The sequence below is a fragment of the Microbispora sp. NPDC088329 genome, assembly GCF_040685655.1.
Lineage (GTDB): Bacteria > Actinomycetota > Actinomycetes > Streptosporangiales > Streptosporangiaceae > Microbispora.
Window position 1 is genome coordinate 1 of record NZ_JBFBIP010000033.1, and the last position, 23769, is coordinate 23769.

Genomic DNA, 23769 nt, shown 5'->3' on the forward strand with positions numbered 1-23769 from the left:
CGCAACGTCGCCGACAGCCGGAAGTTCCGGCTGAAGAACACGGCCAGGGCGAGCCCGATCGTGAACTGGAAGGCCAGCGACACCACCGTGAACACCACCGTGTGCCACAACGCCGGCCCGAACGTCGTGTCGGCGAACACCTTGGCGTAGTTGGCGAACCCGGCGAACGGCGCGTCCCCCTGCACGAACGACCGCACCGTGTAGTTCCGCAGACTCAAATCCACGTTCCGATACAACGGATAGGCGTAGAACACCAGCAGATAGACGACGACGGGGGCGAGGAACGCCCACGCCGCCCACTGTCCCGATCGCCGTACGGGTGCGCGGCGGCCGCCCGCGGCCTGCGGCGCCGGGTCCCGTCCACGCCGGTTCTCCCCCGTCGGCGGGGCCGGCGTCTGTGTTGCGTGTTTCATGCTTTCCTCACGACCGATTCACGACCAGGGGCGGGCCCGGAGAAAGACGTCCCGGGCCCGCGCGACGCTACTGGACGGCGCTCGCCGCCGCGGTCTGGGCGGCCGCCAGCGCCTCCTGCGGCGGCTGCGACCCGCTCAGGGCGGCCTGCATCGCCTTCCACATCGGCTCGGAGATCTTCGGGTACTTCGTGCCGAGGTTGTCGCTGGTGCGGCCCTTGGCCGCCTTGACCGCCTCCACCCACACCTTCAGCTCCGCGTTCTGCTCGACCTGCTTGGCCTGCACCTCCTCCGTCGGCGCGATGTACGATAACGTCGTGTCGGTGGTCAGCGAATTGCCGGTGCTGGCCAGGCACGTCACCAGCTTCTGCGAGGCGACATACCGGGCGGCGTCCTTCTGCGCGGGGACGGTGACGAACTCGCCGCCCGTGGGGGCGGGGGCGGTGCCGCCGTCCTTGGCGGGGATCGGGATGATGCCGTAGTCGAAGCCGGTCTTCTTGGCGTTGGCGAGCTGCCAGGTGCCGTTCTCCCCGAACGCGAAGTCCCCGGTCGCGAACTCCTGCCAGCTCGTGGTCTGCGTGTTGTTGATCACCGAGTTGGGGGCGTAGCCCTTCTTCACCCAGTCGGCCCACAACGACAACGCCGCCACACCCTCGGGCGAGTCCAGTTTGGTGAGGTTCGCACCGGAGCCCCAGAACCAGGGCAGGAACTGGAAACTGCCCTCCTCGGTGCCGATCGCCGAGAACGTGATGCCCTTCTTCCCGGCCGCCTTCACCTTCTCCAGCGCCGCCGTCAGCGACGCCCAGTCGGTGATGCCATCGGCCTCCACCCCCGCCTTCTTCAGCACCTCCTTGTTGTAGTACAGCGCGAGCGTGTTGGCCCCGATCGGGATGCCGTACGTCTTGCCGCCCAGCTGGCCGGCCGCGAGCAGGTTCGGAGAGACGGCCGAGGTGTCGATCTTCGTCTCGTCGGTCGAGGTGAGCACTCCCGCCTCGGCCAGCGTAGAGACCACCGGGTTGTCCACGATCAGCACGTCCGGCGAGTTGCCCTGCTGGGCCGCCAGCAGCGCCTTGTTCGTCAGATCGGTGGTGTCATAGCCCGTCCGCTCGACCGTGACCCCGGCCTGCGTTCCGCACTGCGTGAGCAGCTTGACCCATTCCGAGGAGCCGTCGAACTGCGGGTACGGATCCCAGATCGTGTAGGTCCCACCCCCGGCGGCCTGGCTCGCACCCGCCTGGGAGTCGCCGTCCGACGACCCGGAGCACGCGGTGAGCCCGCCCGCGACTACGAGGGCCGCCAGGCCCAGTCCGGCGATGCGCCGGCTCTTGTCGAGGCTTTCCATGTCGTTGTTCCTTTCAGTGGGCCGGCGGGGCTCAGGTGAGCTGGATGTAGTCCAGCTCGGCGTAGCCGGTGCCGCCGGCGAAGTTGGGGGACCCCTTGGCCAGGCGGATCACGTTGTAGCCCGCCTGCAGATTCACCGTGGTGCCGGTCGTGGCGCCGAACTGGCCCCACGCGGCGGTGGGCGGGTAGCTGACCGTCGTCCAGGCGCCGCCGTTGTACGCCAGGCCCTGCGTGGCGGTCGCCCCGGTGGCGTTGGCGTAGCCGATGGTCATCGTGTACGCCCTGGCCGTGGGCACGTTCACCACGAAGTCGACGTAGCTGTCGGTGCCGTGGTTGCCGTTGTTGTTGTCGATGCGGCCGACGTAGCCGCCCTCGGAGGCGCTGGAGCCGGTCAGCCGCTGGGCGCGGAAGACGGCCGCGTTCTCCGCCTCGTAGCGCTGCTGGTAGGACGGCACGCCGCCGACCGGCTGGATCACCAGGTTGTAGGCGCTCGTCGCCGACATGTTCGGCACCGAGACGGCGATCTGCCCGTTGCTCACGGCGTACGTGCTCGTCGAGATGGTCGTGGGCGCGGTCACGGCGGTGAACCTGCCGCCCGCGGGGGCCGACTGCAGGGTCACCCGCACCGAGGAACCCAGCGCGCCGATGCCGGTGACGCGGACCGTGTTGGTGCCCGACTCGTTGCCGAAGACCACGTTGACGATCTTCCGGGTGGAGTCGTAGGAGGCGAAGCCGTCCAGCCCGGTCTGGGTGGCCGGGGTGGTGGCGACCATGCGGCCGGCCATGTCGCCGTACCACTTGTACAGCCACCAGGTGCCGGTCGGCTGGTTGTTGTTGACCACCAGACCGTTCATGGTGCCGTATTCGTACCAGAACGCGCGGTGGGCCATCTCGACGCCGGCGCGCTCGAACTTGGCGACGTAGCTGGCGATCCGGCCGGGGACGTCCACCTCGCTCGTCGCGGCGTACTCGTTGATCGCGATGCGCCGGGGGCTGATGCCGAGCGAGGACTCCAGCGCGCGGTAGTCGGCGATGTGGGCGGCGATGGCGGTGGGGTCGCCCAGCTCGTGCCAGCAGACGACGTCGGGCAGCGTGCCCGCCGCCTTTGCGCTGCCCAGGAACGACGACAACCAGGAACGGTTGTAGTAGGAGGTGCTCGGGCCGACGATGGGCGTCGTGGCGTCCAGCGCCCGCACGGCCCGGAAGGTGCGCGTCCAGCCGTCGTTGAAGGACCCGGCGGCGGAGGTGTTCCACGTCCAGTCGGGCTCGTTCCACAGCTCCCAGCCGATGACGTTGGTCACCGTGGTCGCGTTGAGACGGGCGCGGACCATCGTGTCCACCTTGGCCAGCCAGTCGTTCCAGCTCACCCACTTGTAGGGGAAGTCGGGATAGATGTCCGGCATCCGGATGAGCTCCCCGGCCCCGGCGCGGGTGGCCTGCTGGGCCACGAGCAGGGAGTCCCCGCCGGGAGGCTGGCCGTTGGGCCGCTGCCCCACGCCGGGGGCGGGCTGCGTCAGCGAGTTGAGCTTCAGGGGCAGCAGCGTGGAGTCGGCCGGGCGGCCGTTCTCGGCCAGGCCGTACAGGCCGCCGGCCGCGACGTGGGTGACGGGCCGGAAGGGCTGGGCGACGTTCACGGTGAGGGTGGCGCCCGCCGCCTCGGCCGGCGTCGTGGGGAGGCCGAGGACCGCGCCTAGCAACGCCGACGTCAGGCCGATCGCGCGTATCGCCGGGTTTCGGGGTCTGCGCATGCACTACCTCGTTTTTTCTGCGGGTGGGGGGTGAGCAGGAGGTGAAGCGGAGACCGTCCTCCCCGAGCCGGCGGACGCCGTGGACGTTCTCATGCGCGCGGGCCGGACCGGAGCGGACCTCGGCCGGGCCGGCCCGCCGCGGTCATCCGGTGGCGGCGACCGGGATCCAGACCCGCATCGGGCCCTCGCTCCGGTTGCCCCACAGGAAGTACGGCACCGCCGTGAGCGTGAGCGGCGTGCCCGTCCGCTCCCGCCTGGCTCCGGCGGTGTACAGCGAACCGCCGGCGTCGGCGACCAGCCCCGTGGCGGTGAGGACGACCGGGATGTCCGGCAGGTCCTCCCGGTGATCCGGTGTGACCGGAGCGCCGGGGTCCAGCCGCACGTCCTCGAGGACCGTGCCGTGCGGCAGGTCGGCCTGCTCCAGGCAGTACACGAGCGGGCCGCGTGCCAGGGCGACGCAGCCGCGCGCCGCGTCGACCCGGGGGTGCGCGGTGACCTGGCGGACGGGCATGCCGAGGTCGAGGACGACGGTGGTGCCCGGGGTCCAGGCGCGGGTGAGCCGGACGTAGCCGTCCCGCGCGGCCGCCCGCACCGGTTCGCCGCCGATGCTCACCGTGTACGCGTCGCACCAGCCCGGCACGCGCAGCGCGAGCGTCCACGGCTGTCCGGTCCCCGCCTCGGCGATCTCCAGCTCGATGCGGCCCTGCCAGGGGTAGGCCGTGCGCATCTCCACGCGGCGCCCTCCGGGGGCGTCGAAGGAGGCGTCGCCGTACAGGTGGATCCACAGGCCGTCGTCGTCGGCCGTCGCCAGGTAGCCGGGCAGCGAGGCCATGAGCCTGGCGATGTTCGGCGGGCAGCAGGCGCACGAATACCAGGGCAGCCGCCGCGCCGCCGCCTCCTCACCCGCGCTCGCGTGCCCGGTGCGGACCTGCAGGGGGTTGGAGTAGAAGAAGTGCCTGCCGTCGGACGAGACGGCGGCGGCGAAGGCGTTGTAGAGCACCCGCTCCATCTCGTCGGCGTAGCGGGCCCGGCCGGTCGCCAGCAGCAGCCGCCAGTTCCACTGAAAACTCGCGATGGCCGCGCAGGTCTCGCCGTAGGCCCGGTCGGGCGGCAGCTCGTACGGGTCGCCGTACGCCTCGTCGCGGTGTCGCGACCCGTGCGCCCCGGTCACGTAGGTACGCCTGTGGACGGCGTCCTCCCACAATCGCTCCGCCGCGTTCAGCAGCGACAGGTCGCCGGTCTCCACGGCCACGTCGACCATCCCGGCCAGCAGGTACAACTGGCGTACGGCGTGCCCGGTGACCTCCCGCACCTCGCGTACGGGCTGGTGGTCCTGGTAGTAGCGCGGGCCGAACCTGCCGTGGCCGAGCAGGCCGCGCCCGCGCAGGTCGAGGAAGCGCCGTGCGAGGTCCAGGTAGGGCCGGTGGCCGGTCAGCCGGTACAGCTCGGCGAGTGCGGTCTCGATCTCGGGATGTCCGCAGACCTCCTCCACCCCGTCCGGGCCGAACCGCTCCACCAGCAGGTCGGCGAAACGCCGGGCCAGGGTCACCAGCGCGTCGCTCGCGCCGGTGCGGCCCGCCGCGACGGCCGCCTGGATGAGGTGGCCCGCGCAGTACAGTTCATGGCTCCAGTCGGGCTTGGCCCACCGGTCCTGGGGCGCGACGACGGTGAAGTAGGAGTTGAGGTAGCCGTCCGCCTGCTGGGCGCGGGCGAGCAGCGCGGTCGTGTCGTCGACGAACGACCGCAGGCCCGCGTCTTCGGGCGAGGCCGCGAGCTGCCACGCCGCCGCCTCCAGGGTCTTGTGGACGTCGGAGTCGGCGAACCACATGCCGGCGAACTCGCCCTCGGACTCGCCCGCCGCGGTGCGGAGGTTGCCGATGTTGCCGCTGCCGTGAAGGTTGTCCACGCAGTGCGGCAGCGTGTCCTCGGCGTTGCGCCTCCGCCACCGCCCGAGCAGGCCCTCCTCCCCCAACCGGACCCGGCCGAGGCCGAGCGGCCGCAGCGCGGACAGGGCCGCCGGGGTCGGGGCCACGGGCCCGGCGGCCTCCTGGAGTCCGGCCGCGGCCTGGACGGTTTCTGACAGCTTCTGCTGGGTCATTCCTGATCTCTCGTGTCGTACGCGGGAACGTGCGAGACTCCGCCGGAGACGGCCACGCGAAGGAAAACTAGGAAAACGGTTGCCGGAAAGCTATCAACGCCCTCCTGGACCGTCAATAGCAGGTTTCGCCCGTGTAACCGGGGAGCGTCGCATGGAACGGCCCGGCGATAGAGTGGGCCGAGGCAACGCCAGCGGAAAGTGGAGGAAACGTGGGAAAACTGGAGCGTCACGCCACGATCGCCGACGTCGCGGCACTGGCCGGGGTGTCGGTGGGCACGGCCTCCAAGGCGCTCAACGGACGCGGATCACTGCGGGAGGAGACCCGCATGCGCGTCCGGGAGGCCGCGCGGCAGCTCAGCTTCGAGGCGAACGCCGGTGCCCGCAGCCTGCACTCGGGCCGCACCTACACGGTCGGCATGATCACGACGGACACGATCGGCCGCTTCAGCATCCCGGTGCTCATCGGCGCGGAGGACGCGCTGGGCGCCGGTGAGATGTCGGTCTTCCTCTGCGACGGACGGGACGACCCGATCCGGGAGCAGTACTACGTCAGGACGCTGCTCAGCCGCAGGGTCGACGGGATCATCGTGACCGGCCGGCGGACCGAGGCGCGCACGCCCATCGCCGCGGACCTGCCCGTGCCGGTGGTGTACGCCTTCATCAGCTCGGCCGACCCCGGCGACTGCTCGGTGGTGCCGGACGAGACGGGCGGCGCCCGCAAGGCCGTCGAGCATCTGCTGGCCGTCGGCCGCACCAGGATCGCGCACGTCACCGGGCCGGAGCACCACAACTCGGCCCGAGTCCGCGCGGCGGCCGCGCTGGAGCGGCTGGCGCAGGAGGGGCTCGAACCTGCCGCGCCGCCGCTGTTCGGCGGCTGGAGCGAGGCGTGGGGACGCCAGGCCGTCGGCATCCTGCTGGCCGGGCGGACGGAGTTCGACGCCGTCTTCTGCGGCAGCGATCAGATCGCACGCGGCGTGTGCGACGCGCTGCGCGCCGCGGGCCGCCGCGTCCCCCAGGACGTCGCCCTCGTCGGCTTCGACAACTGGGACGTCATGACCGAGGGCTGCCAGCCGCCGCTGACCAGCGTCGACATGAACCTCGAAGGGCTCGGCCGGTCGGCGGCGGAGATGCTCCTGGCCGCCATCAACGGCTCCCCCTCCCCCGGCCGGCACGCCCTGCCGTGTCACCTCGTCGTCCGCGAGTCGAGCGCGGTCCCGCTGCCCTGAGATCTGCCGGGCAGAGGCGGACCGTCCCGCCGCGCGGCGGGACGGCCGGTGCCGGACGTGGTCAGGTCACCGTGGCGGACGGCGCGGTCCACGTGTTGCAGGCGCCGGGGTCGCCGGTCGCGAAGCCCTGCCCGGCCCAGTAGGTGATCGACTTCCTGCTCCCGGTGTTCCTGCCCGCCCCGTCACGCAGGTAGCCGAGCATGTCGTCCCAGTCCTCACGGCCGCGGTGCAGGGACTTCCAGACGCTTGCGACGAATCATCGCGGCGATGCCCGGCGCGGCGCGGGCGTGACCGTCCTCCGGTCGTTGTGTGACCGATCGATGACCGCGCCGATTACGGGCCCTGCGCGGTGATTGCCTGACGGCATGGACAAGGACACCGCTTTCCACGAGACCCGGCCTCACGACTGCGCCCGCCGTCACCGCCGGCCGGTCGCGATCGCCGCTCTCCTCGTCGTCACGGCCGTGACCGGCGCCGTGCTGAGCGGCTGCGGGGCGGACGGCGGCGAGGACGACGGCGCGAAGACGAGGGCCACCGAGGAGGCCCAGGCGGGCAGAAGAGTTCTCTGGATGGGCGACTCCATCGCCGGCTCCGAGGCGCCGCCTCTGGAGGCCTCACTCAAGGCGAGCGGGCAGGCGTTCAGGGACGCGACGTCCGACGGCGGTGGCACGGTGGTCGAGGGCGACGCCATGACCGGACCGATCGCCGAGATCACCTGGAAGAACCTCGCGAAGACCATCGAGTCGTTCCGCCCTGACGTGATCGCTTATCAGATCACCACCTACGACTGGGGCAGCGCCGGGCAGCAGCGAGCCTCGTACGCGAAGCTCGCGCAGACCGCGCGGGACGCCGGGGCCGAGCTGGTGATCGTCTCGGCTCCGCCCTTCAGGATCGACGGTTTCTACGCCAAGCACGCGGGCTCGATCGCGAGCGCGCCGAAGGCCGCCGAAGCGGTCGCCGACCGCGGCGGCGGCACGGTGGACGGCACGGTGGACGGCGCAGTGGGGCGCATGGTGCGATTCCTCGACTCCTCCGTACTGTGGGGCACCGATGCCAGGGGTGGGAAGGCTCAGCGCTCGGCCGACGGCATCCACTCGTGCCAGCAGGGCTCCGCCGCCTTCGCCAAGTGGTTCACCGACCGGCTCGGCGAGGCGTACGGGTTCACCCCGGCCGCGCCGGCGACGTGGGCGACCGGGTCGTGGACCGCGGACGAGCGGTACGGCAAGCTCGGATGCAGCTGAGCCGCCCCGTGCCCGATGACGCCTCTCCCCGCCCCGGTCCCGTCATGTCCGCGTCCGCGTCCGCGTCCGCTCCCAGGCGCGCACCCGGCTCCCGCGCCGCCGCCGCTCCCGGCCGTTCCCGCACCGTCCGCATCGCCCCGCTCGACGGACTGCGCGGGCTGGCCGTCGTCGCCGTCCTGCTCTTCCACGCCGGTCACCTGGAAGGCGGCTTTCTCGGCGTGGACCTATTCTTCGTGTTGTCAGGCTTCTTGATAACCGGTCTCCTCGTGGAGGAGTCGACGACACGGGGCCGCATCGTCCTGACCGCGTTCTGGGCGCGGCGGGCACGTCGCCTGCTGCCCGCGCTGGCCCTGGTGTGCGTCGCCGCCGTCCTGCTCGCCTGGACCTTCGGTTCGCCGTACGTCCTGCGCTTCGCGCTCGACGACGCGCCGTGGGCCGCGGTCCAGGCGGTGAACTGGCATTTCATCGTCGAGCAGATCGGTTACTGGAACGCGTCCGGCACCCGCGTCTTCGCCCACCTGTGGAGCATCGCCGTCGAGTGGCAGTTCTACCTGGCCTGGCCGGTGGTCGTGGCGCTCGCCGGGCGGGGCCGGCACGGTCACCGCCGTGGTCATCGGCGGGTCGCGGCCCTCGCCGGTGCGGGGGCGCTCGTATCGCTCGCGCTGATGCTGCGCTACGGCGGGGCCGTGGACACGACGCGCGCGTACGAGGGCACCGACACACGGGCGTTCTCACTGCTGCTCGGCGCGCTTGCGGTCACGGCGCCGATCCGGCGCCTGCTCGCCCGCGTCCCGGCGCCGGTGGCTGACGGAGTGTGTGCGGCGCTGGCGTGCGGCATCGGCGCCGCCTGGGTGCTGACGGGCGGTCAGAACGCGCCCTGCCTCTTCCGGGGCGGGCTGTTCGCGCACTCCGCGGCCTGCGCCGCGCTCATCGGGCTCCTCGCCCGGAACGCCGGCGGCCGTGCCGGGCGGCTGGCGGGCAGCGCCGTACCGCGCACGCTCGGGGAGCTATCCTACGGCCTGTACCTGTGGCACTGGCCGGTGTATCTGCTGCTCCCCCGGCCGGTGCTCGGCATCGGCGGGTGGGGGCGCACGGCCGTGGCGATCGGCGTGTCGCTGCTGGCCGCATGGGTGACGAAGGTTCTCGTGGAGGATCCGGTCCGGTTCCGGGCCCGGTGGACGACCGGGCGCCGGGGCCTGCTGGCGCTCACCGCGGCGGTCGCCGTGGCGGCGAGCGTGTGGGGGACCGTGCCGCGACCGGATCCCGGCGCGGGGACCGTGGACGTCGAACGGCTGATCACACCGTGACACGGAGGTCCGAGATCCGCATGCCCGTGCCCCGCATGCCCGCGTCCCGCATGCTCGCGTCCTGTGTGCTCGCGTCCTGTGTGCTCGCGGGCTGCGGCGTCCCGGACACGGGTCCGGCACCGGCCGGCGCACCCGCCGTCGGAGCGCGCACCGCCGACGCCGCCCACTGGATGCGGGTGTACTTCATCGCCCCCAACGGTGCCTGGCCTGTCGCCCGTGCCGTACCCGCCGGTGCCGGACCGCAGACCGCGCTGGACACGCTGCTGGCCGGGCCGACCCCCGGCGAGCGGGAGCGCGGACTGGTCACCGCGCTGCCGCCCGGAAAACACCGGGTCCGGGCCGAAGCGACGGGGCCGGGGACCGTGGACCTCCACCTGCCCTGGCTCGTGTCCGAGCTGGACCATGTGGCGGTGGATCAGCTGGTGTGCACGGCCGCCGCGGCGCCGGGGATCCCCGGCGGGAAACCCCCTCCTGAGGTGCGGGTCCGGATCCATGAGCCGGGCCTGGCCGGAGGGCCGTGGAAGGTGAAGTGCGACGAGACCGGTGCCGCCGTCCCGGCGGCGGCACCCACGGCCCGCTGACCGGCGTGCGGCGTTCCGCCGAGTGAGAGGAGTGAGCTGGACCATGACACGCGTCCTGCTGATCGAGGACGACCCGGCCGTACGCCGCGGTGTCACCCTGGGGCTGCGGCGCAACGGACACGAGACGGAGGCGGTCGCCACGGGCGAGGACGGGATGGAGTCGCTCGCCCCGTTCGCGCCCGACATCGTGCTGCTGGATTTGATGCTGCCCGGCATGAGCGGCCTGGAGACGTGCCGGCGCATCCGCGAGACCAGCCAGGTTCCCATCGTGATCCTGTCCGCGCGCGGCGACGACGTGGATGTCGTCGTGGGCCTGGAGGCGGGCGCCGACGACTACATCGTCAAGCCCGCCAGTGGCGAGGTCATCGAGGCGCGCATGCGCGCGGTGCTGCGCCGCGTCGCCCCTACGCAATCCTCACCCGGCAGCGACGGCCCCCTGCTGTACGGCGACCTGGAGATCGACGGGACGGCGGTGCGGGTGTGCAAGCACGGCAGAGAACTCGTGCTCGCTCCCTCCGAGGTGAAGCTCCTGCTGTTCCTGTCGGCCGCCCCGGGACAGACGTTCAGCCGCCGGCAACTCCTCGAAGCGGTGTGGGAACACAGCTACTACGGGGACGCCCGGCTCGTCGACGCGTGCGTGAAGCGGCTGCGCGCCAAGATCGAGGACGACCATGGGAACCCCCGCTACGTCCAGACCGTGCGCGGCTTCGGCTACCGCTTCGGACCGCTGTGAAGACGCCGGGCAGACGCGCCGGCGCGACCCCGGTGGGACATCTGTGAGCCGCCTGTGAGCCGCCGTCTCGTCCGGCGGGGCCTGCGCACCCGCCTCGTCGTCGCGTTCGTCCTGGTCTCGGCGTTCAGCGCGCTCGCCGTCGCCGCCCTGACCTTCCGGCAGGCCCGCACCGCGATCCTGGACCGCGCCAGGGACACGACCGTGCACCACCTGCGCACCCAGGTCGGCTCGCTGGCCCCGGACCTGCCGGCCGCACCCGCCGAGGCGGACCTGCGCGCTCTGGCGCTTCAGCTCGACCGGGCCGGCGTCTCCCGCGACTGGCGCACCGCGGTCGCCTACCGCGGCGGCGCCCCGATCTTCGCCGCGGGACGTGCGCCCGTCCTGCCCGGGCGACTGCGCGAGGCCGCCTCCACGGCCCGTACCGCCCTTGTGCAGCGCTTCCACCATGCCGGCGTACCCTGGCTCGCCGTCGCTCTGCCGGTCACGCGCGCCGACCGGCCGGCACAGCCCTCGGGGCTGGTCGTCTACGCGTCCTTCTCGCTCGCCGACCAGGAGCGCGACGTCGCCACCCTCGTCGCGGCCGCGCGGGCCGGCGTGCTGCCCGTCGTGCTGTTGTCCGTCGTCCCCGCGCTGCTCGCGGCCCGCCGCGTCCTGCGCCCGGTCAGGCGGCTGCGCTCCGCCGCCGAGAACATGGCCGCCGGCGCCCTCGGCACCCGGATCCGTGTCACCGGTGACGACGAACTGGCCGACCTCGGCCGCACCTTCAACACCATGGCCGCCGCCCTCCAGGCCGACGCCGCCGCACTGCGCGCCATGGAGGCCAGGGCACGCCGCTTCGCGGCCGACGTCTCCCACGAACTGCGCACGCCGCTCGCCGCGATGACCGCCGTCACCGGCGTGCTCCACCAGGACGCCGTCTCCGGGCGGCTGGACCCCGAGGCCGCCGAGGCGCTGGAACTGGTCGCCGGCGAGACGAACAAGCTCGTCCGCATGGTCGAGGACCTCATGGAGATCTCCCGCTTCGACGCGGGCGCCGCCGTACTGGATCTCGACGAGATCGACGTGGGCGAACTCGTCGGCAAGACGCTCACCGTGCGGCACTGGCAGGACCGGGTCGGCGCCGACGTGCCGCCGGGGTTACGCGCCCGGCTCGACCCCCGGCGCGTCGACGTCGTCCTCGCCAACCTCATCGGCAACGCCCTTCGCCACGCCGGCGAGTCCGTACCGGTGGACGTCCGGGCTCGGGCCGAGGACGACCACCTCGTGATCACGGTCGCCGACGGCGGGCCCGGCATCCCCGAAGACGTCCTGCCGCACGTCTTCGACCGCTTCACCAAGGGCGACGCGGCCCGGACCCGCAGCGAGGGCAGCGGCCTCGGTCTCGCCATCGCCGCCGAGAACGCGCGCCTGCACGGTGGCGCCCTCACCGCCGCCAACGCGCCGGGCGGAGGGGCGGTGTTCACTCTCACGCTGCCCCGGAACCCGCCCTGACACCCGGCTCCATCCGCTGCTCGCGCAGCATCAGGCGATGGCCTGGTGATCGAGAATCGGCAGGTACGACGAGGGGCTCATCCACGATCCACACCGCCGGCGGGTCAGGCGACCGCGGTGCTCCAGCCGAACTGTCCGAGGCGGTGCCGGGCGACCTCGACCTCTTCGGGCGTGAACAACTCCGCGAACCTCGGCTGCACGACCAGGGCCTCGACCGTGAGGTCGAGCCGCCCGCGTTCCCACAGCGCGGCGAAGCCGTCCGACACGGCGGGCGAGCGCAGCAGCTTGCGGGCGGTCGTCAGGCTGCCGTGCTCGGCCAGCATGCTGAGAAAGTAGGAGGCGTGGTAGTTGGCCTCGCTGCGCGCCCTGTCGTAGACGGACCGCATGGCCGCGTCGAACTCCACGTGCACGGGATCGCCGGCCGGGGTGGGCGGCTCGGCGGGCTCCTGCGGGGTCTGCTTCTGCTCGTCCCCCGCCGCCGTCTCGTTGCGCCGCGCCGCGTAGCCGAGCAGCGCGTCCACCGACGTGAAGACCTCGTATCCCAGCTCTTCGAGCCTCGGCAGGTCGGCCACCTCCGGGTCCAGCTCCAGCACGACCGGCTTGCCCTGGCCAGACTGGAGCCCGCCGGGCCAGTACGCCTCGGCCATCGCGAGCGCCCTGCCGGTCGCCGGATCGGCGATCTCGGCGTCCAGCGCCGGCTCGGCGCACCCCAGCCGCACCAGCTCCTCGACCATGGCCTTGATCTGCGCGGTCCGTACGTCGTCCTGCTCGTCGGCCACGACGGCCACCGGACGCAGTTCCTCGGCGACGATCGGTACGGATCCCTTGCCCAGCCCCGACAGGAACGACTGGGCGGCCCGGGCGAGCAGCTCGCGCCGGGCCTCCAGGAAGTCGAGATACCGGTCCACCCGCCACAGGTCGGGGTCCATCGGAATCCACTGCGAGGCGAGGACGCCGGGGTGCTTGTCCTCGGCCTCGGCGAAGTAGTCCTCGGGCTCCCGCTTGCCGATCGCCAGGTTCGTGTTCTGGGTCAGGAAGCAGAAGTTGGCGACGGCGTTGACGTGCACGCGGTCGTACCCGGCCTTGTACAGCAGCGCCTTGGGGAAGACGTGGTGCACCTGCAGCGAGGTCAGCTTGCCGAGCATCTCGGCGTGCAGTTCCAGCCCGCTGCCGAAGTCACGGGCGCCGTGCACGCGCGTGAGCATGTAGAGCAGCGGATAGAACCGCGATCCGCGGGTCGAGCCCTCGAAGTCGTGCGGCCGGACCTCCAGGTTGCCGCCACGCCACCGTTCGAGGGACGCGATCAGCCCGTCGATTCCGGAACGTTCCACGGTGTCGTAGTCCTGCGCCAGGATCGTCTCGGTGGAGCCGGCGAAGCGGCCCCACAGCGCCGCGTGCACGTACCAGAACAGCACCCTGTCGCGGTGCGCGCTGTCGAGGAAGGTGCCGCCCGGGGTGAGGTGGAGCAGGCGGGAGACGACGGGGATCGCGTAGCGGCCCATGAGGACCTGGTCGTGGTCGAGCCCCAGCCGCCCGGACACCGCACCGAGCAGGGTGTTCACGTACCCCACCGACTTGGTCAGGGCCGTCTCGAACTCGGTGTCCGTCACGGTGTCGAGCGCGGTGAAGACGGCACGTCCGGTGGCGACGGCGGTGATGTTGCGCAGCAGCCAGTCGAGCGAGAAGTCGAACCCCTGCGCCTGCCACTGGTTCAGGTGGTCGCGCATGACCTGCCGGGCGGGCGCCCACTGCGCGCAGATCTTGGCCAGGGCGAGATCGCCCTTGGACAGCGCGGTCCCGCCGGAGTTGACCCGGTTGAAGATGTCGACGACGACGTCGACGTTCTTGTCCGGACCGGTGATCTTCTCCTCGTGGAACTCGCGATTCTCCAGGTTCTTCAGCGTGTTCAGCCGGGCGATGTAGGTCGCGAACGTATCCGGGTGCTGCGCGAACGCGCCGATGAACGGCTCCAGCCCCTCGACGAACAGCCGGGTCACGTCCACCCAGCGCGGATCGTCGCGCATCTTCGCCGGGCCGTAGAACTCGAACGTCTCGTCCTCGACGTTGAACCGCAGGCCCGTGAAGGCGGAGGGGTCCCCGTCGAAGAAGGCCGGAGGCCTGCCGCGCATGATTCCGTACAGCGAGGTGATCCGCTGCTGTCCGTCGAGCAGCAGGAGCCGCACCCCTCCACCGGTCGTGGATCCGCGTACGGCGGCCATCTCGGGCTCGGTCGCCCACAGCAGGAGACCGCCGACCGGATAGCCGCGGTACAGCGAGCGCATGAGCCCGCGGACCTGGTCGCGGTTCCACACGTACCCGCGCTGGAACTCGGGGAGGAGCACGGTGCCGTCGTCGATCTGGTGGAGGAGCACAGAGAGCGTGGCCAACAGTCCGTCCCTTGTCGAATTCTTGACGATCTTCGGTGCTTCACTGTAGGCACGCACTCGCCCGGGTTTCAGGCGGTCAGGTAACGATTCAGCGGGCTGCGGCGAGGCCGTCGAGCAGCTCCCTGACCCTGCTCACGTTCGGGTGCCCCGGGCCGTACCTCCGTTCCAGATCCGGCAGCAGGTCGCGCAGGGTGCGCCCCGCCCGGGCGCGGTCGCCCGCGCCGAGTTCCAGCAGCCCGATGCGACGCCGCAGCTCCAGGATCCGGTCCTCGTCGACCCCGAGCCGCTCCTCGTCCGCGAGCAGCCGGCGCAGCTGGCCGAGCGCGAGCGCCGTGTCGCCCAGCGCGGCGTGGCAGTTGGCCTCCATCAGGCGGAACCGTAGGACGAGATGATCGTCCTCGCCTCTGTGTGTGGCCAGGTCTGCGGCCAGGCCCCGGAACTCGGACGCGGCCTGCCGGTAGTCGCCGCCGAGGAAGAGCACGTCGGCCAGCTCGATGCGCAGCTCCAGCGCGTCGTCGTCGGCCGGTTCCGCGGCACGTACGGCCTCCGCAAGCAGTTCGGCCGCCTGCCGGAAGCGGGACTCGGCCTTGAGCGCGCCCGCCTCCTTCCGCAGGTGGGCCACGTCCCGGGCACGCGGAGCCCGGGGCGCGGACGTCTCCGGCTCGGGTCGCGGGGCGGACCTCGGGGCGCGCGCTTCGGGCGCGGACGGCGTCGTGGAGATGCGCCCGGCAACGGTGGCGTACATTCGCACGGGGTGAGCGGCGCCGTCGTCGACGAAGCCCGGCAGGGGCGGCAGGTCGCGGCAGAACGGCAGCAGCCGCTCGTAGACCAGGGCCGCGCCGGACGGACGGTCCTCGGGTTTCTTCGCGAGCAGCCGGAGAATCAGCCGTTCGAGGCTCTCCGGGACGTCCGCGCGCAGCTCCCGCACGGGCCGCGGCGGCTCGTCCACGTGTCTGCGCATGCAGGCCAGCGCGGTCCCGGCGGCGAACTGGTTCTCGCCGGTCAGCAGTTCGTGGAGGATCACGCCGAGCGAGTAGAGGTCGGTCTGCGGGCTCGTGGTGCCGCTCATCGTCTGCTCGGGCGCCATGTATTCCGCCGTGCCGATGATGACGCCGGTCGCGGTCAGCTTGGTGGCCGACGGGGACAGCGCGGCGGCCACCCCGAAGTCGAGCACCTTGACCATGCCGTCGCCGCACAGCATGAGGTTGGCGGGCTTGAGGTCCCGGTGCACCAGCGAGTTGGCGTGGGCGACGGCCAGCACCGAGCACACCTGGGCGGCGATCGCCGCGGCCCAGCTCACCGGCAGTTCCTCCACCTCGGCGATGAGGTCGGTCAGCGGGTTGCCCTTGATGAGCTGCATCACCAGGTAGAGGTCGTCGCCGTCCGTCCCGCAGTCGTAGACGGCGGGCACCCCGGGATGCTCCAGCCGTGCGGTGATGCGGGACTCGCGGACGAAACGCTTGGTCAGCTCGTCGTCGGGCTTCCCGTCGGGCCGACGGTCCACCCGGATGAACTTGATGGCGATCGGCCGGTCGAGCCGCTTGTCGTAGCCGAACCAGACCTCCCCCATCCCGCCCGTACGGCGCGAGTTCGGGTCGAGTTCGTACCGCCCACCAATGATCTTCACCTTCGCCCCATCTCTCCCACTCTCAGCATCGCCCCATCCCCCGCCTCCCCGTCGCCGGCGGCTCCTCTTCAGCTCAGGCGGCGCAGGACGCCGCGGGCACGCAGGCGGGCCACGTGCTGGGCGGCCCGCTGCGGGGCCGTGCCGCCGCGCACCAGCAAGCCCGCCTCGATGTTCCTCGACACCCCCGACTGGGTCAGGTTGGCGCTCGACACCAGCAGCACCCGCTGGTCGGCCACGGCGAGCTTGGCGTGCATCTTCGCGCCAGGCTCCGTGCGCTCGCCCACCGGCCAGTGCCACACCTGCACGCCCTCCACACCGGCGAACGCGTGCGCGGGCTCCGGGCCGTTCAACGCCGATCCCGCACCCTGCAGGGTCTCCACCACCACCAGCACCGTCACACCGCGCCCGGCCGCCGCCGAGAGCGCGCCGAGCAGCGGCTCGTACGGCGCGGCCGAGTACGTCATGAGGACCAGCTCACGCGCCGCCTCGTTCACCAGGTCGACCAGCACCTGCGCCGTGGAGCGAACGGGCACGGCATGGGTCGCCGGACCGGTCCACACCGACTCCACCGTGGCCGTGGCACGGTGCCGTTCGTACCCCGCCGCCACTCCCCGCAGGTAAACCGCCGCCTCCCCCGCCGGCATCCGTACGGACGCCAGGGCGGCCAGCACCCGGCGGGCGGCGTCGGGGAAATCCGGCAGCGGCACCGCGTCGGCGATTCCGGGGCCGCCTTCGGCGATCCGGTCGGCCAGGGTCCGCAGGTGCACGGGCCCGATGCGCTCCACCGCGTCGGCCGCCGCCTTCTCGAACGCGTCCGTCACGGCAGTTCGGGATAGATCGCCAGGGCCGGGTCGCCGATCGGCACCACGAACCTGCGGTCGAGGAACCGGTTGCCGCGCTCACACGTGGTCTCGGAGACGAACAGGCACACATGGCAGGCCGCGCCGTGCAGGAAGTCCTCCGGCGTGCGCGGCAGCCGTTCGGAGCACAGCGGGTCGGACGAGCAGCTCATCGCCCCGGTGAGCGCCCGCTTGGTCAGCCGGACCAGCTCGTCGGGCCGGGCCAGCGACACCAGGCCGCCCAACGTGCCCTCGGCGTCCGGCACCGCCGTGTAGATCAGAATTCCGGAGCGCTTGTCGTCCTCCGACGTCCCCGCGTAGATCCGCTCCGCGAGGCTGGCGGAGCTGTAGCCGCACTCGAGCGCGATCGTACGGATCAGCAGATGCGACAGCGTGTGCAGCACGTAGTAACGCGGCAGGGGCCAGTAGTCGTACCTGGTGGACTCGTCGAACGGCTGGCCGGTGCGGGCCGAGTAGCGGTACTCCCGGAAGCGGCCGTACGCCTCCTTGTGCAGCCGCAGAGCCTCGGAGTTCTCCACCTGCGTCTCCCACCGAAGCAGCAGGTCTTCGGGCAGCCGCAGGAAGACACCCTCACCGCGCACCTCGCTCGCCGGCACCCAGGTGGGCTTGGACCGGGAGAGCGGCACCCGCTTGACCAGCGTCGGGTCCTCGGGGTCGGGGGCGTCGAGCCGGGTGAAGCCGATCATGGCGCGCACCTCGCGCAGCCGCTCGACCTGGACGATGTCGGAGTAGAAACCCTTGAGCAGCGGCGGAACGGGCTCGTCCTGGTCCCGGTACGCGGTGAAGTCGTCGCTCGGCGGCGGCAGCGCCGGGCCGGAGAAGAGCTCCCACTCGGGGGTGAGCAGGTCGGGGTAGCTCTCGGGACCCTGGTCCTGCCCGGTGGCCTGCTCCCCGCGCCGCCGTTCGATGGCCGCCCAGAGCTCCTCGTCGCCCCACTTCTCGAACTCGAACGACAGCGGCGGCATCGACCGCATGAACGGCAGCATGTCGATGCCGTTGACGAGCTGGAGGTTGGCCCAGAACTTCGCGACCTGGGCGTCCAGCTCGCTCACCCCCGCCCTGGGCACGGCGAGGGCCGACAGGGTCTGCGCGAACCACTGGTTCGACGCGCCCACCACCAGCACGTACGGCTTCTCCCCGCATGCGGAGAACGTCCCGAGATGCGGGTGGCGGCCCCGGCAGCCCGGCAGGCGGTCCCTGCCACGCTTGCCCATCGCCTGCCGGATGTTGCGGTCCGCGCCGCAGCGCTGGCACTTGATGCGCACGTTCGCGCCGATGTTGCCGCCGCGGTCCTCCATCACCAGGTTCGGCTTGGCCGCCTTCTCACACGGGCGGCCCTCGTGGACGAACTCCAGGTAGGGGAAGTCGTCGAGGTGGCCGTCCGTACAGGCCAGGACGAAGCGGGCGCCGACGACGAGGCGCTTCTTGTTGCCCTTGCCGCACTCGTGGAAGAACTTCGCCTCGTGCGGCTTGCTCGGCTTGTCGTTCTCGAACCCGAACGCCCGGGAGTCGACGCGCGCCAGCAGGTTGCAGGCCGTGCAGCGCATCCACCCGGGGAACGGCACGACCGGCACCCCGGTCCTGGCGGCCTCGCCGTTCGGGTTGGTGTCGGTGCCCGGCAGCCAGGGCGCGGGACGCAGCTCGCGCACGGTCTTGCTCAGCAGCGACTGTACGGCCGACAGCAGCCGGGGCTCGGTGATGAGCGCGGGGTTGTGCTCCAGGTCCGCGGGGGCCCGGTACTGCCAGTCGTCGAGCCCCTTCACCAGCACCGAGAAGTTCGGCAGATCGACGAGCGACCCCACCCCCGAGGTGAACATCAGATGGCTGGGCCGCACCGCGCCGACCCGGCGCCGATAAGAGGAGTACCCCGCCATCACTTGCCCTTTCCATCGAGGGCGGTCACGCCCATCTCGTCGCCCACCGGCTCGTCGTCGCCGTCCCCTGCGCTCCCGGGGAAGCCCCACTCCGGAGCGCCCACCGGCCCGAGGAAGATCTCGTCGTTCCCCGGCAGGAGCAGGTTGATCTCGTTCTCCGTCTCCCGCATCGAGTTGCCGACCGTGAGCCTGTCCCAGGGGCCGTTGCCCGCCCGGCGCAGCAGGCCGTCGACGATCTCCTTGGCGTGGCCCTTCTTCCGCTCGTAGCCGAGCCGCGCGGGGCCGTTCTTGGCCGCGTTCCACAGGTCGACGAGCGTCTTGAGCCGCTCGTCGACGGCCTGTCGCGCGCGCGGGCCGCCGACGACCTCCGCTCTCGCCACGATCCGGTCCGCGATGCGGGTCACGACATCACCGTTGAGATCCACGTCCTCCGCGTCGCGGTTGCGCGAGTGCGCCTCCTCCACGTTGCGCACGGCCGCGACGAACGCCGCGGTCGTGCCCCGGTCGAGCGCCCGCGCCGTGTACGGCGTGACCGACAGCGCCTCCACCTGACGGTAGAAGGTGGCGTGGTAGTGCTCGAAGTCCTCGTAGTGCGCCAGGTCGCGCGGCCGTGACCAGTTGTACAGCGTGACGACGAGACCGGGACGCTCGACGTCGCGGCCGACCCGGGAGGACGCCTGGATGTATTCGGCGGTGTTCTTCGGCTGGCCGGTCACCACCATGAGCCCGAACCGGGACACGTCGACGCCGACCTGCAGCATCGACGTGGCGAGCACGACGTCGACGGGGAGCCGCGCGGACCGCGAGCTGCGCAGCGCCCGGTAGCGATCGGCCAGCGGATGCGCCCGCCGCCGCTTCGACTCGTCCTTCTCCCGCAGGACCTCGGCGATCTCCTCCCTGGACTCCCGTGTCCGCCGCGATGTGTCCAGCTCGGGATCGAACGCGATCTCCAGCTGCTTGAGCACCTCGCTGATGTCGCCCGAGGAGATGCGCGAGGTGAGCTCGACGACGGTCAGCAGGTCCGTACGGCTCAGCAGCCGGTTGGACAGCTTCTTGCGCCTGCCGTGCATGCGGATCCTGGTCGTGACGTCGTCGTCCAGGTAACGCCGCATGCCCGCCAGCTCACGCGTGGCGTTGAAGTAGCCGACGAGCGTCATGTACGGGTCGGCGGGCTCGCCGTACCGGTCGAAGAGCGTCTGGCCGGCCAGCAGCAGGATCTCGGCGAGCCGGATCTCGGCCGACTTCAGGCGCACGCCGTGCGCGCACACACCGAGGTAACGCCGTCCGGCGTTCTGCGGCGTGACCGGCACCTGCCGGGAGAAGAACGTGTCGGCGACGTCGATGACCTGCGGGGGGAACACGGCGAGCTCGCGGCCGAAGATGCCGAGCACCTGCCGGTCGGCCCGCTTGGTCGTCGCGGTCGACGCGATGATCTTCGGCCCGGTCCGCGCGCCGCCTGCGGTCCACGTGCACAGCTCGTCGACCGCGGACTCGAACAGGCCGACCACGGTGCCCAGCGCGCCCGAGATGAGGTGCAGCTCGTCCTGGATGATCAGGTCCGGCGGCCGGAGCCTGATCACCGGGCGGCTCTCGACCTTGGGCAGCCGCCCCTTGGCGTTGTGCCGGCCGCCGCAGCCGATCTGGTCGTCCATGTCGTCGTGGCGGTAGCCGTGCCGGGGACAGCGCCGGCTCACCCGGCCGAACAGGTGCCCGGCGAAGCCGCGCCACGGCAGCTGCGCCAGCTTGTCGACGGTCGCGATGACCAGGCTCGGCGCCAGCCGGTAGATCTCCTCGTCCACCGTGAGGATCGGCAGCCCCTCGCGCCGCGCGTACGCCTCATCCGCACTCGCGACGGACGTCAGGGAACGCAGCATGCGGTCCTCCCCCAGCCGCGAGAACGGGCAGGGCTCGGCGTCGCCCTCGCTGCCGCGCCCGCAGTAGAGCAGCACGCGCCGGCGGTCCTCGTCGAGGTCGAGGTTGACGCCCGCGACCAGCTTCTCGCCGCACCACGGGCACGACAGCGTCTGCAGGACGTTCGTCTTGCGGCTGTCGGGGGCCTCCCTTGCCTCCTGGATCTGGTCCCTGGCGTCCCCGAACCAGTTCGGCGAGACCGCGCTTCCCACCCACAACCCGATGCGGAACGGCTCCTCGCCCCACGTCCCGGGATCGTCGCGCCGCAGCGCCTCGCAGGCGCACACCAGCGCGGCGGCCCGCTGGAACTGCTGCGCGGTGAGCAGACGCAGTGTGTAGCGCATCAGCACCGCCACGCCGTCGAGGCCGCTGCGCGCCTCCGTCCCGGACCCGACGATCTTCTGCAGCCGCCGGATCGCGAACGTGTACGCCGTGAGGCCGAGGTAGGCCTCGGTCTTGCCGCCACCGGTCGGGAAGAACAGCAGGTCGACGGTGGCCTTGTGGTCCGCCGCCCGCTCCGGGTGCGCGGGGTCGGTCAGCGACGGCAGGTTGAGCAGCATGAACGCGAGCTGGAACGGCCGCCACGACGCCGCCTTCGCGCCCTGCGCGTCCACCTCGGTCATGGCCTGCTCGTAGCTCAGCCCCTGCTCGTCGCGGAGCTTCGCCACCGCCGTACGGCGCCGCTGCAGCGCCATCGCCTCGTTGGCGAACCTGAACGCCGCGAGGGCCTGCTCGTGCCGGTCGGCCGTGGTCCGCGTGAGCAGGGCGATTCCGGCACGGATGCGTTCGGCGGCCCGCCGCGCCCTGCCCACGGCGACCTCGGCGGCCTCGCGCAGCGGCTCGGGCAGCCCGGGGATCTGCCGCTCCTGCTCGTCCAGCCAGGCCGCGTAGCCGTCCGCGAGCGGCGTCAGCCCGGCGGCGAGCGCCTCGGGCGAGGCGTCCGCGAGGGCGTCCATCGACAGCTCCACGCCGGCGAGGGGCGTGCCCTCCCCGACCGGCGCGACCGTCGCGGGGACGTCGTAGTAGGGCAGCCAGGTGGTGCGCAGCTCCGTCGCCCGCCGCTCGCCGGGAGGGACGGCCGCGTGCACGGCGACGTTGCGGCCGACGGCATACCTGCGCTCGTTCCGGTAGAGCAGCCGCAGGTGCCTGTCCTCCAGGTCCTCCTGGCCGGTGTCGTTCCGGGCCCCGTCGAGAGGGGCGCCGTCGAGAGGGGCGCCGTCGAGGGGGGCGCCGTCGAGGGGGTCGTCGATCGGCAGGAAGACGTCCGCTGGCTCGCGCGCCGGGGCGGCGGCGGCGAGCTCGGCCTGGAACAGCCACGCGGTGTCGGCGTTGGCGTCCGGCTCGATCTGCTGGTTGATCAGCGTCAGCTCGACGACCCGCCGTCCCTCGGGCCGGGGCCGTACGGCCACCGCGAGCAGGACGCCGGGCTCGTCGGCACGTTCCATCGTGAGGGGGAGCTTCTGCGTGGCCTCGCCCAGCCGTATCGTCATGCGGTGCTCGACCGGCCTGCGCCCCCAGATCCGTTCGGTCCGCGGCTTGCCCGCGGCGTCCTCGATCTGGGTCTCGACCTTGGCGTACTGCCCCCAGCGGGCGGTCACCGCGAGCGCGTCGAGGCCGGCGGGCACCGCGAACGACATGCCCATGGACGAGGCCCACAGGCGGCCGAGGTTCTGCGGGGTCAGCACGTCCGGCAGTTCGCCCTCGGCGCCGTCGCCCTCCGCGCCGATCTCGGTGTCGGGCAGCTCGCCGGCGTTCTCCGCGACCCGCTTCGGCGACGGCTTCGGGCCGAGCATGCCGACCAGGTAGCGCTCGCGCGGGCCTATCGCCTTCGGCGGCAGCTCCTCGAATTCGCCGTCGTACGGCCCGAGCAGGTCGCGTTCGACCAGCTTCTGGAACTCTCCCCTGACCTCGAACGACGTGACCGGCGGGAAGTCCTGCGGCACGCCGAGCGGATGCCGCCCCTGTCCGCCGGCGATCGCCTCCCCGGCGTCGTCTCCCGGGCCGAACAGGTCTCCCTGGTCGGCTCCCGCAGCGAACAGCTTCTCCTGCCGATCGAACACGTGGGGGGTGTCCTTCCTCGCCTGACCTTTGACGCAACGTTAGTTGCTCTTGATAAGCATCTGAATGACGCGTGGCCGGATCGTAAGGTTGCCCACGCCCGTCCGAGCGAGGTCACCCGCGGTCGCCGGACCCGTCACCGGCCTCGACGAGGAGCGGATGCGGCGACCGACCGGGCCAGCGCGTGGAGAAGCGTGCTCAGGCGGCTTCTGCCTGCTGGGGGAGCGGCATGAGAGAACGCTCGATCGACCTCGGCGGTGAAGAAGTCCTCACCGGCATCGCCTTCGGTCACCCCCACCCGTGCCTGCCGAGCCTTACGCCATCAGAAGGCGTACATGTCCGGACTGGCCATCAGGAACTCGAGAGCGCCACGCAACTCGGCCAGTTCGATCGTATGAGTTTCGTAGGCGACCTTCTGCAAATTGAGGATGAGGTTGCAGTAGAGGTCCTTCTTCGTCCCGGGCACGCCAGGAACCATTTCCGGCCATACCTGGCGGAGTTCCGGGTCATCGATCGCCATCCGGATGAGAGCAGTGTGCAGTTCGCGTAATGCGATCTCACTGCTGCGCACCTGCTCTTCCCTGGCGATGGACAGCTCTTCTCTTTGGTTCCGCAGCTCTCGCCCCTGCAAGACAAAGGTAAGAGCAATCACAACGAAGGCGATTCCCGAGAAGAAGATGCCGATGGGAGTGAGAGCCTGACCTATTTGCGACCAGCGATCGAGCTCCTCGTCATCCAACCGCACAAGGAGCAGAACCGGAAGAAGGATACTGACCGCCACAACCGCAACAGAAAGCAGCAGAACGATGCACCCAAGAAGAGCTCGCACCCACTGCCGACGCACTTGAAAGATCATAACGAGCGTAACGACCACCG

17 protein-coding genes are annotated in these 23769 nt (G+C 71.6%); 6 read left to right on the forward strand and 11 right to left on the reverse strand.

The genetic code is table 11. From position 1 onward, the window contains the following. From AB0O28_RS37080 to AB0O28_RS37095, 4 genes are all read right to left on the reverse strand, one after another. Positions 1-413, reverse strand: a 413-nt coding sequence (locus tag AB0O28_RS37080) for a sugar ABC transporter permease (protein ID WP_363647268.1), incomplete at its 3' end; no start/stop codon positions are given. 67 nt (positions 414-480) lie between these two features. Next, entirely contained in the window at positions 481-1752 is a 1272-nt protein-coding gene (locus AB0O28_RS37085) for a sugar ABC transporter substrate-binding protein (protein WP_363647269.1), read from the reverse strand. A 31-nt stretch (positions 1753-1783) separates the two neighbouring features. Continuing rightward, complete coding sequence (locus AB0O28_RS37090; protein WP_363647270.1) at positions 1784-3499, reverse strand: hypothetical protein; 1716 nt, start codon at positions 3497-3499, stop codon at positions 1784-1786. A 142-nt stretch (positions 3500-3641) separates the two neighbouring features. Continuing rightward, positions 3642-5597 carry a beta-L-arabinofuranosidase domain-containing protein gene (locus tag AB0O28_RS37095; protein ID WP_363647271.1) on the reverse strand — a complete coding sequence of 652 codons (1956 nt, stop codon included), beginning with the start codon at positions 5595-5597 and terminating at the stop codon, positions 3642-3644. 209 nt (positions 5598-5806) lie between these two features. Between AB0O28_RS37095 and AB0O28_RS37100 the strand changes: the two genes are divergently transcribed. After that, positions 5807-6823: a LacI family DNA-binding transcriptional regulator gene (locus AB0O28_RS37100; RefSeq protein ID WP_363647272.1), complete on the forward strand. Its 1017-nt coding sequence runs from the start codon at positions 5807-5809 to the stop codon at positions 6821-6823. Positions 6824-6884: 61 nt separating this feature from the next. On the opposite strand, the gene AB0O28_RS37105 is transcribed toward AB0O28_RS37100, so the two are convergent. Further along, complete coding sequence (locus AB0O28_RS37105) at positions 6885-7025, reverse strand: hypothetical protein (RefSeq protein WP_363647273.1); 141 nt, start codon at positions 7023-7025, stop codon at positions 6885-6887. Positions 7026-7188: 163 nt separating this feature from the next. Between AB0O28_RS37105 and AB0O28_RS37110 the strand changes: the two genes are divergently transcribed. Genes AB0O28_RS37110 through AB0O28_RS37130 form a run of 5 tightly spaced genes read left to right on the forward strand, consistent with a single transcriptional unit; the run spans position 7189 to position 12176 of the window. Continuing rightward, positions 7189-8064 (forward strand): SGNH hydrolase domain-containing protein, encoded by an 876-nt coding sequence (locus tag AB0O28_RS37110; RefSeq protein ID WP_363647274.1) that lies wholly within the window; start codon positions 7189-7191, stop codon positions 8062-8064. A 44-nt stretch (positions 8065-8108) separates the two neighbouring features. After that, entirely contained in the window at positions 8109-9371 is a 1263-nt protein-coding gene (locus AB0O28_RS37115) for an acyltransferase (protein ID WP_363647275.1), read from the forward strand. Next, a complete protein-coding gene (locus AB0O28_RS37120; protein WP_363647276.1) occupies positions 9368-9952 on the forward strand; it encodes a hypothetical protein in 585 nt (194 codons plus the stop codon). Before AB0O28_RS37115 ends, AB0O28_RS37120 begins: the two co-directional genes overlap by 4 nt. Positions 9953-9995: 43 nt before the next feature. Further along, positions 9996-10685 carry a response regulator transcription factor gene (locus AB0O28_RS37125; RefSeq protein WP_363647277.1) on the forward strand — a complete coding sequence of 230 codons (690 nt, stop codon included), beginning with the start codon at positions 9996-9998 and terminating at the stop codon, positions 10683-10685. 54 nt (positions 10686-10739) lie between these two features. Further along, positions 10740-12176 (forward strand): HAMP domain-containing sensor histidine kinase, encoded by a 1437-nt coding sequence (locus AB0O28_RS37130; protein ID WP_363647278.1) that lies wholly within the window; start codon positions 10740-10742, stop codon positions 12174-12176. A gap of 104 nt (positions 12177-12280) precedes the next feature. On the opposite strand, the gene AB0O28_RS37135 is transcribed toward AB0O28_RS37130, so the two are convergent. The 6 genes from AB0O28_RS37135 to AB0O28_RS37160 form a co-directional block, all read right to left on the reverse strand. Further along, on the reverse strand, positions 12281-14563 hold the full coding sequence (locus tag AB0O28_RS37135) for a DUF262 domain-containing protein (RefSeq protein ID WP_363647279.1): 2283 nt from the start codon (positions 14561-14563) through the stop codon (positions 12281-12283). Positions 14564-14651: 88 nt separating this feature from the next. Further along, positions 14652-16190, reverse strand: a complete 1539-nt coding sequence (locus AB0O28_RS37140) for a protein kinase (protein ID WP_363647280.1) — start codon at positions 16188-16190, stop codon at positions 14652-14654. Between the two features lie 68 nt (positions 16191-16258). After that, positions 16259-17011 carry a DISARM system phospholipase D-like protein DrmC gene (gene drmC / locus AB0O28_RS37145; RefSeq protein ID WP_363647281.1) on the reverse strand — a complete coding sequence of 251 codons (753 nt, stop codon included), beginning with the start codon at positions 17009-17011 and terminating at the stop codon, positions 16259-16261. Continuing rightward, positions 17008-18924: a DUF1998 domain-containing protein gene (locus tag AB0O28_RS37150; protein WP_363647312.1), complete on the reverse strand. Its 1917-nt coding sequence runs from the start codon at positions 18922-18924 to the stop codon at positions 17008-17010. Before AB0O28_RS37150 ends, drmC begins: the two co-directional genes overlap by 4 nt. Further along, positions 18924-22895 carry a DISARM system helicase DrmA gene (drmA, locus tag AB0O28_RS37155; protein ID WP_363647282.1) on the reverse strand — a complete coding sequence of 1324 codons (3972 nt, stop codon included), beginning with the start codon at positions 22893-22895 and terminating at the stop codon, positions 18924-18926. Before drmA ends, AB0O28_RS37150 begins: the two co-directional genes overlap by 1 nt. A 320-nt stretch (positions 22896-23215) precedes the next feature. Further along, a complete protein-coding gene (locus tag AB0O28_RS37160) occupies positions 23216-23737 on the reverse strand; it encodes a DUF6082 family protein (protein ID WP_363647283.1) in 522 nt (173 codons plus the stop codon). Positions 23738-23769: the final 32 nt, after the last annotated feature.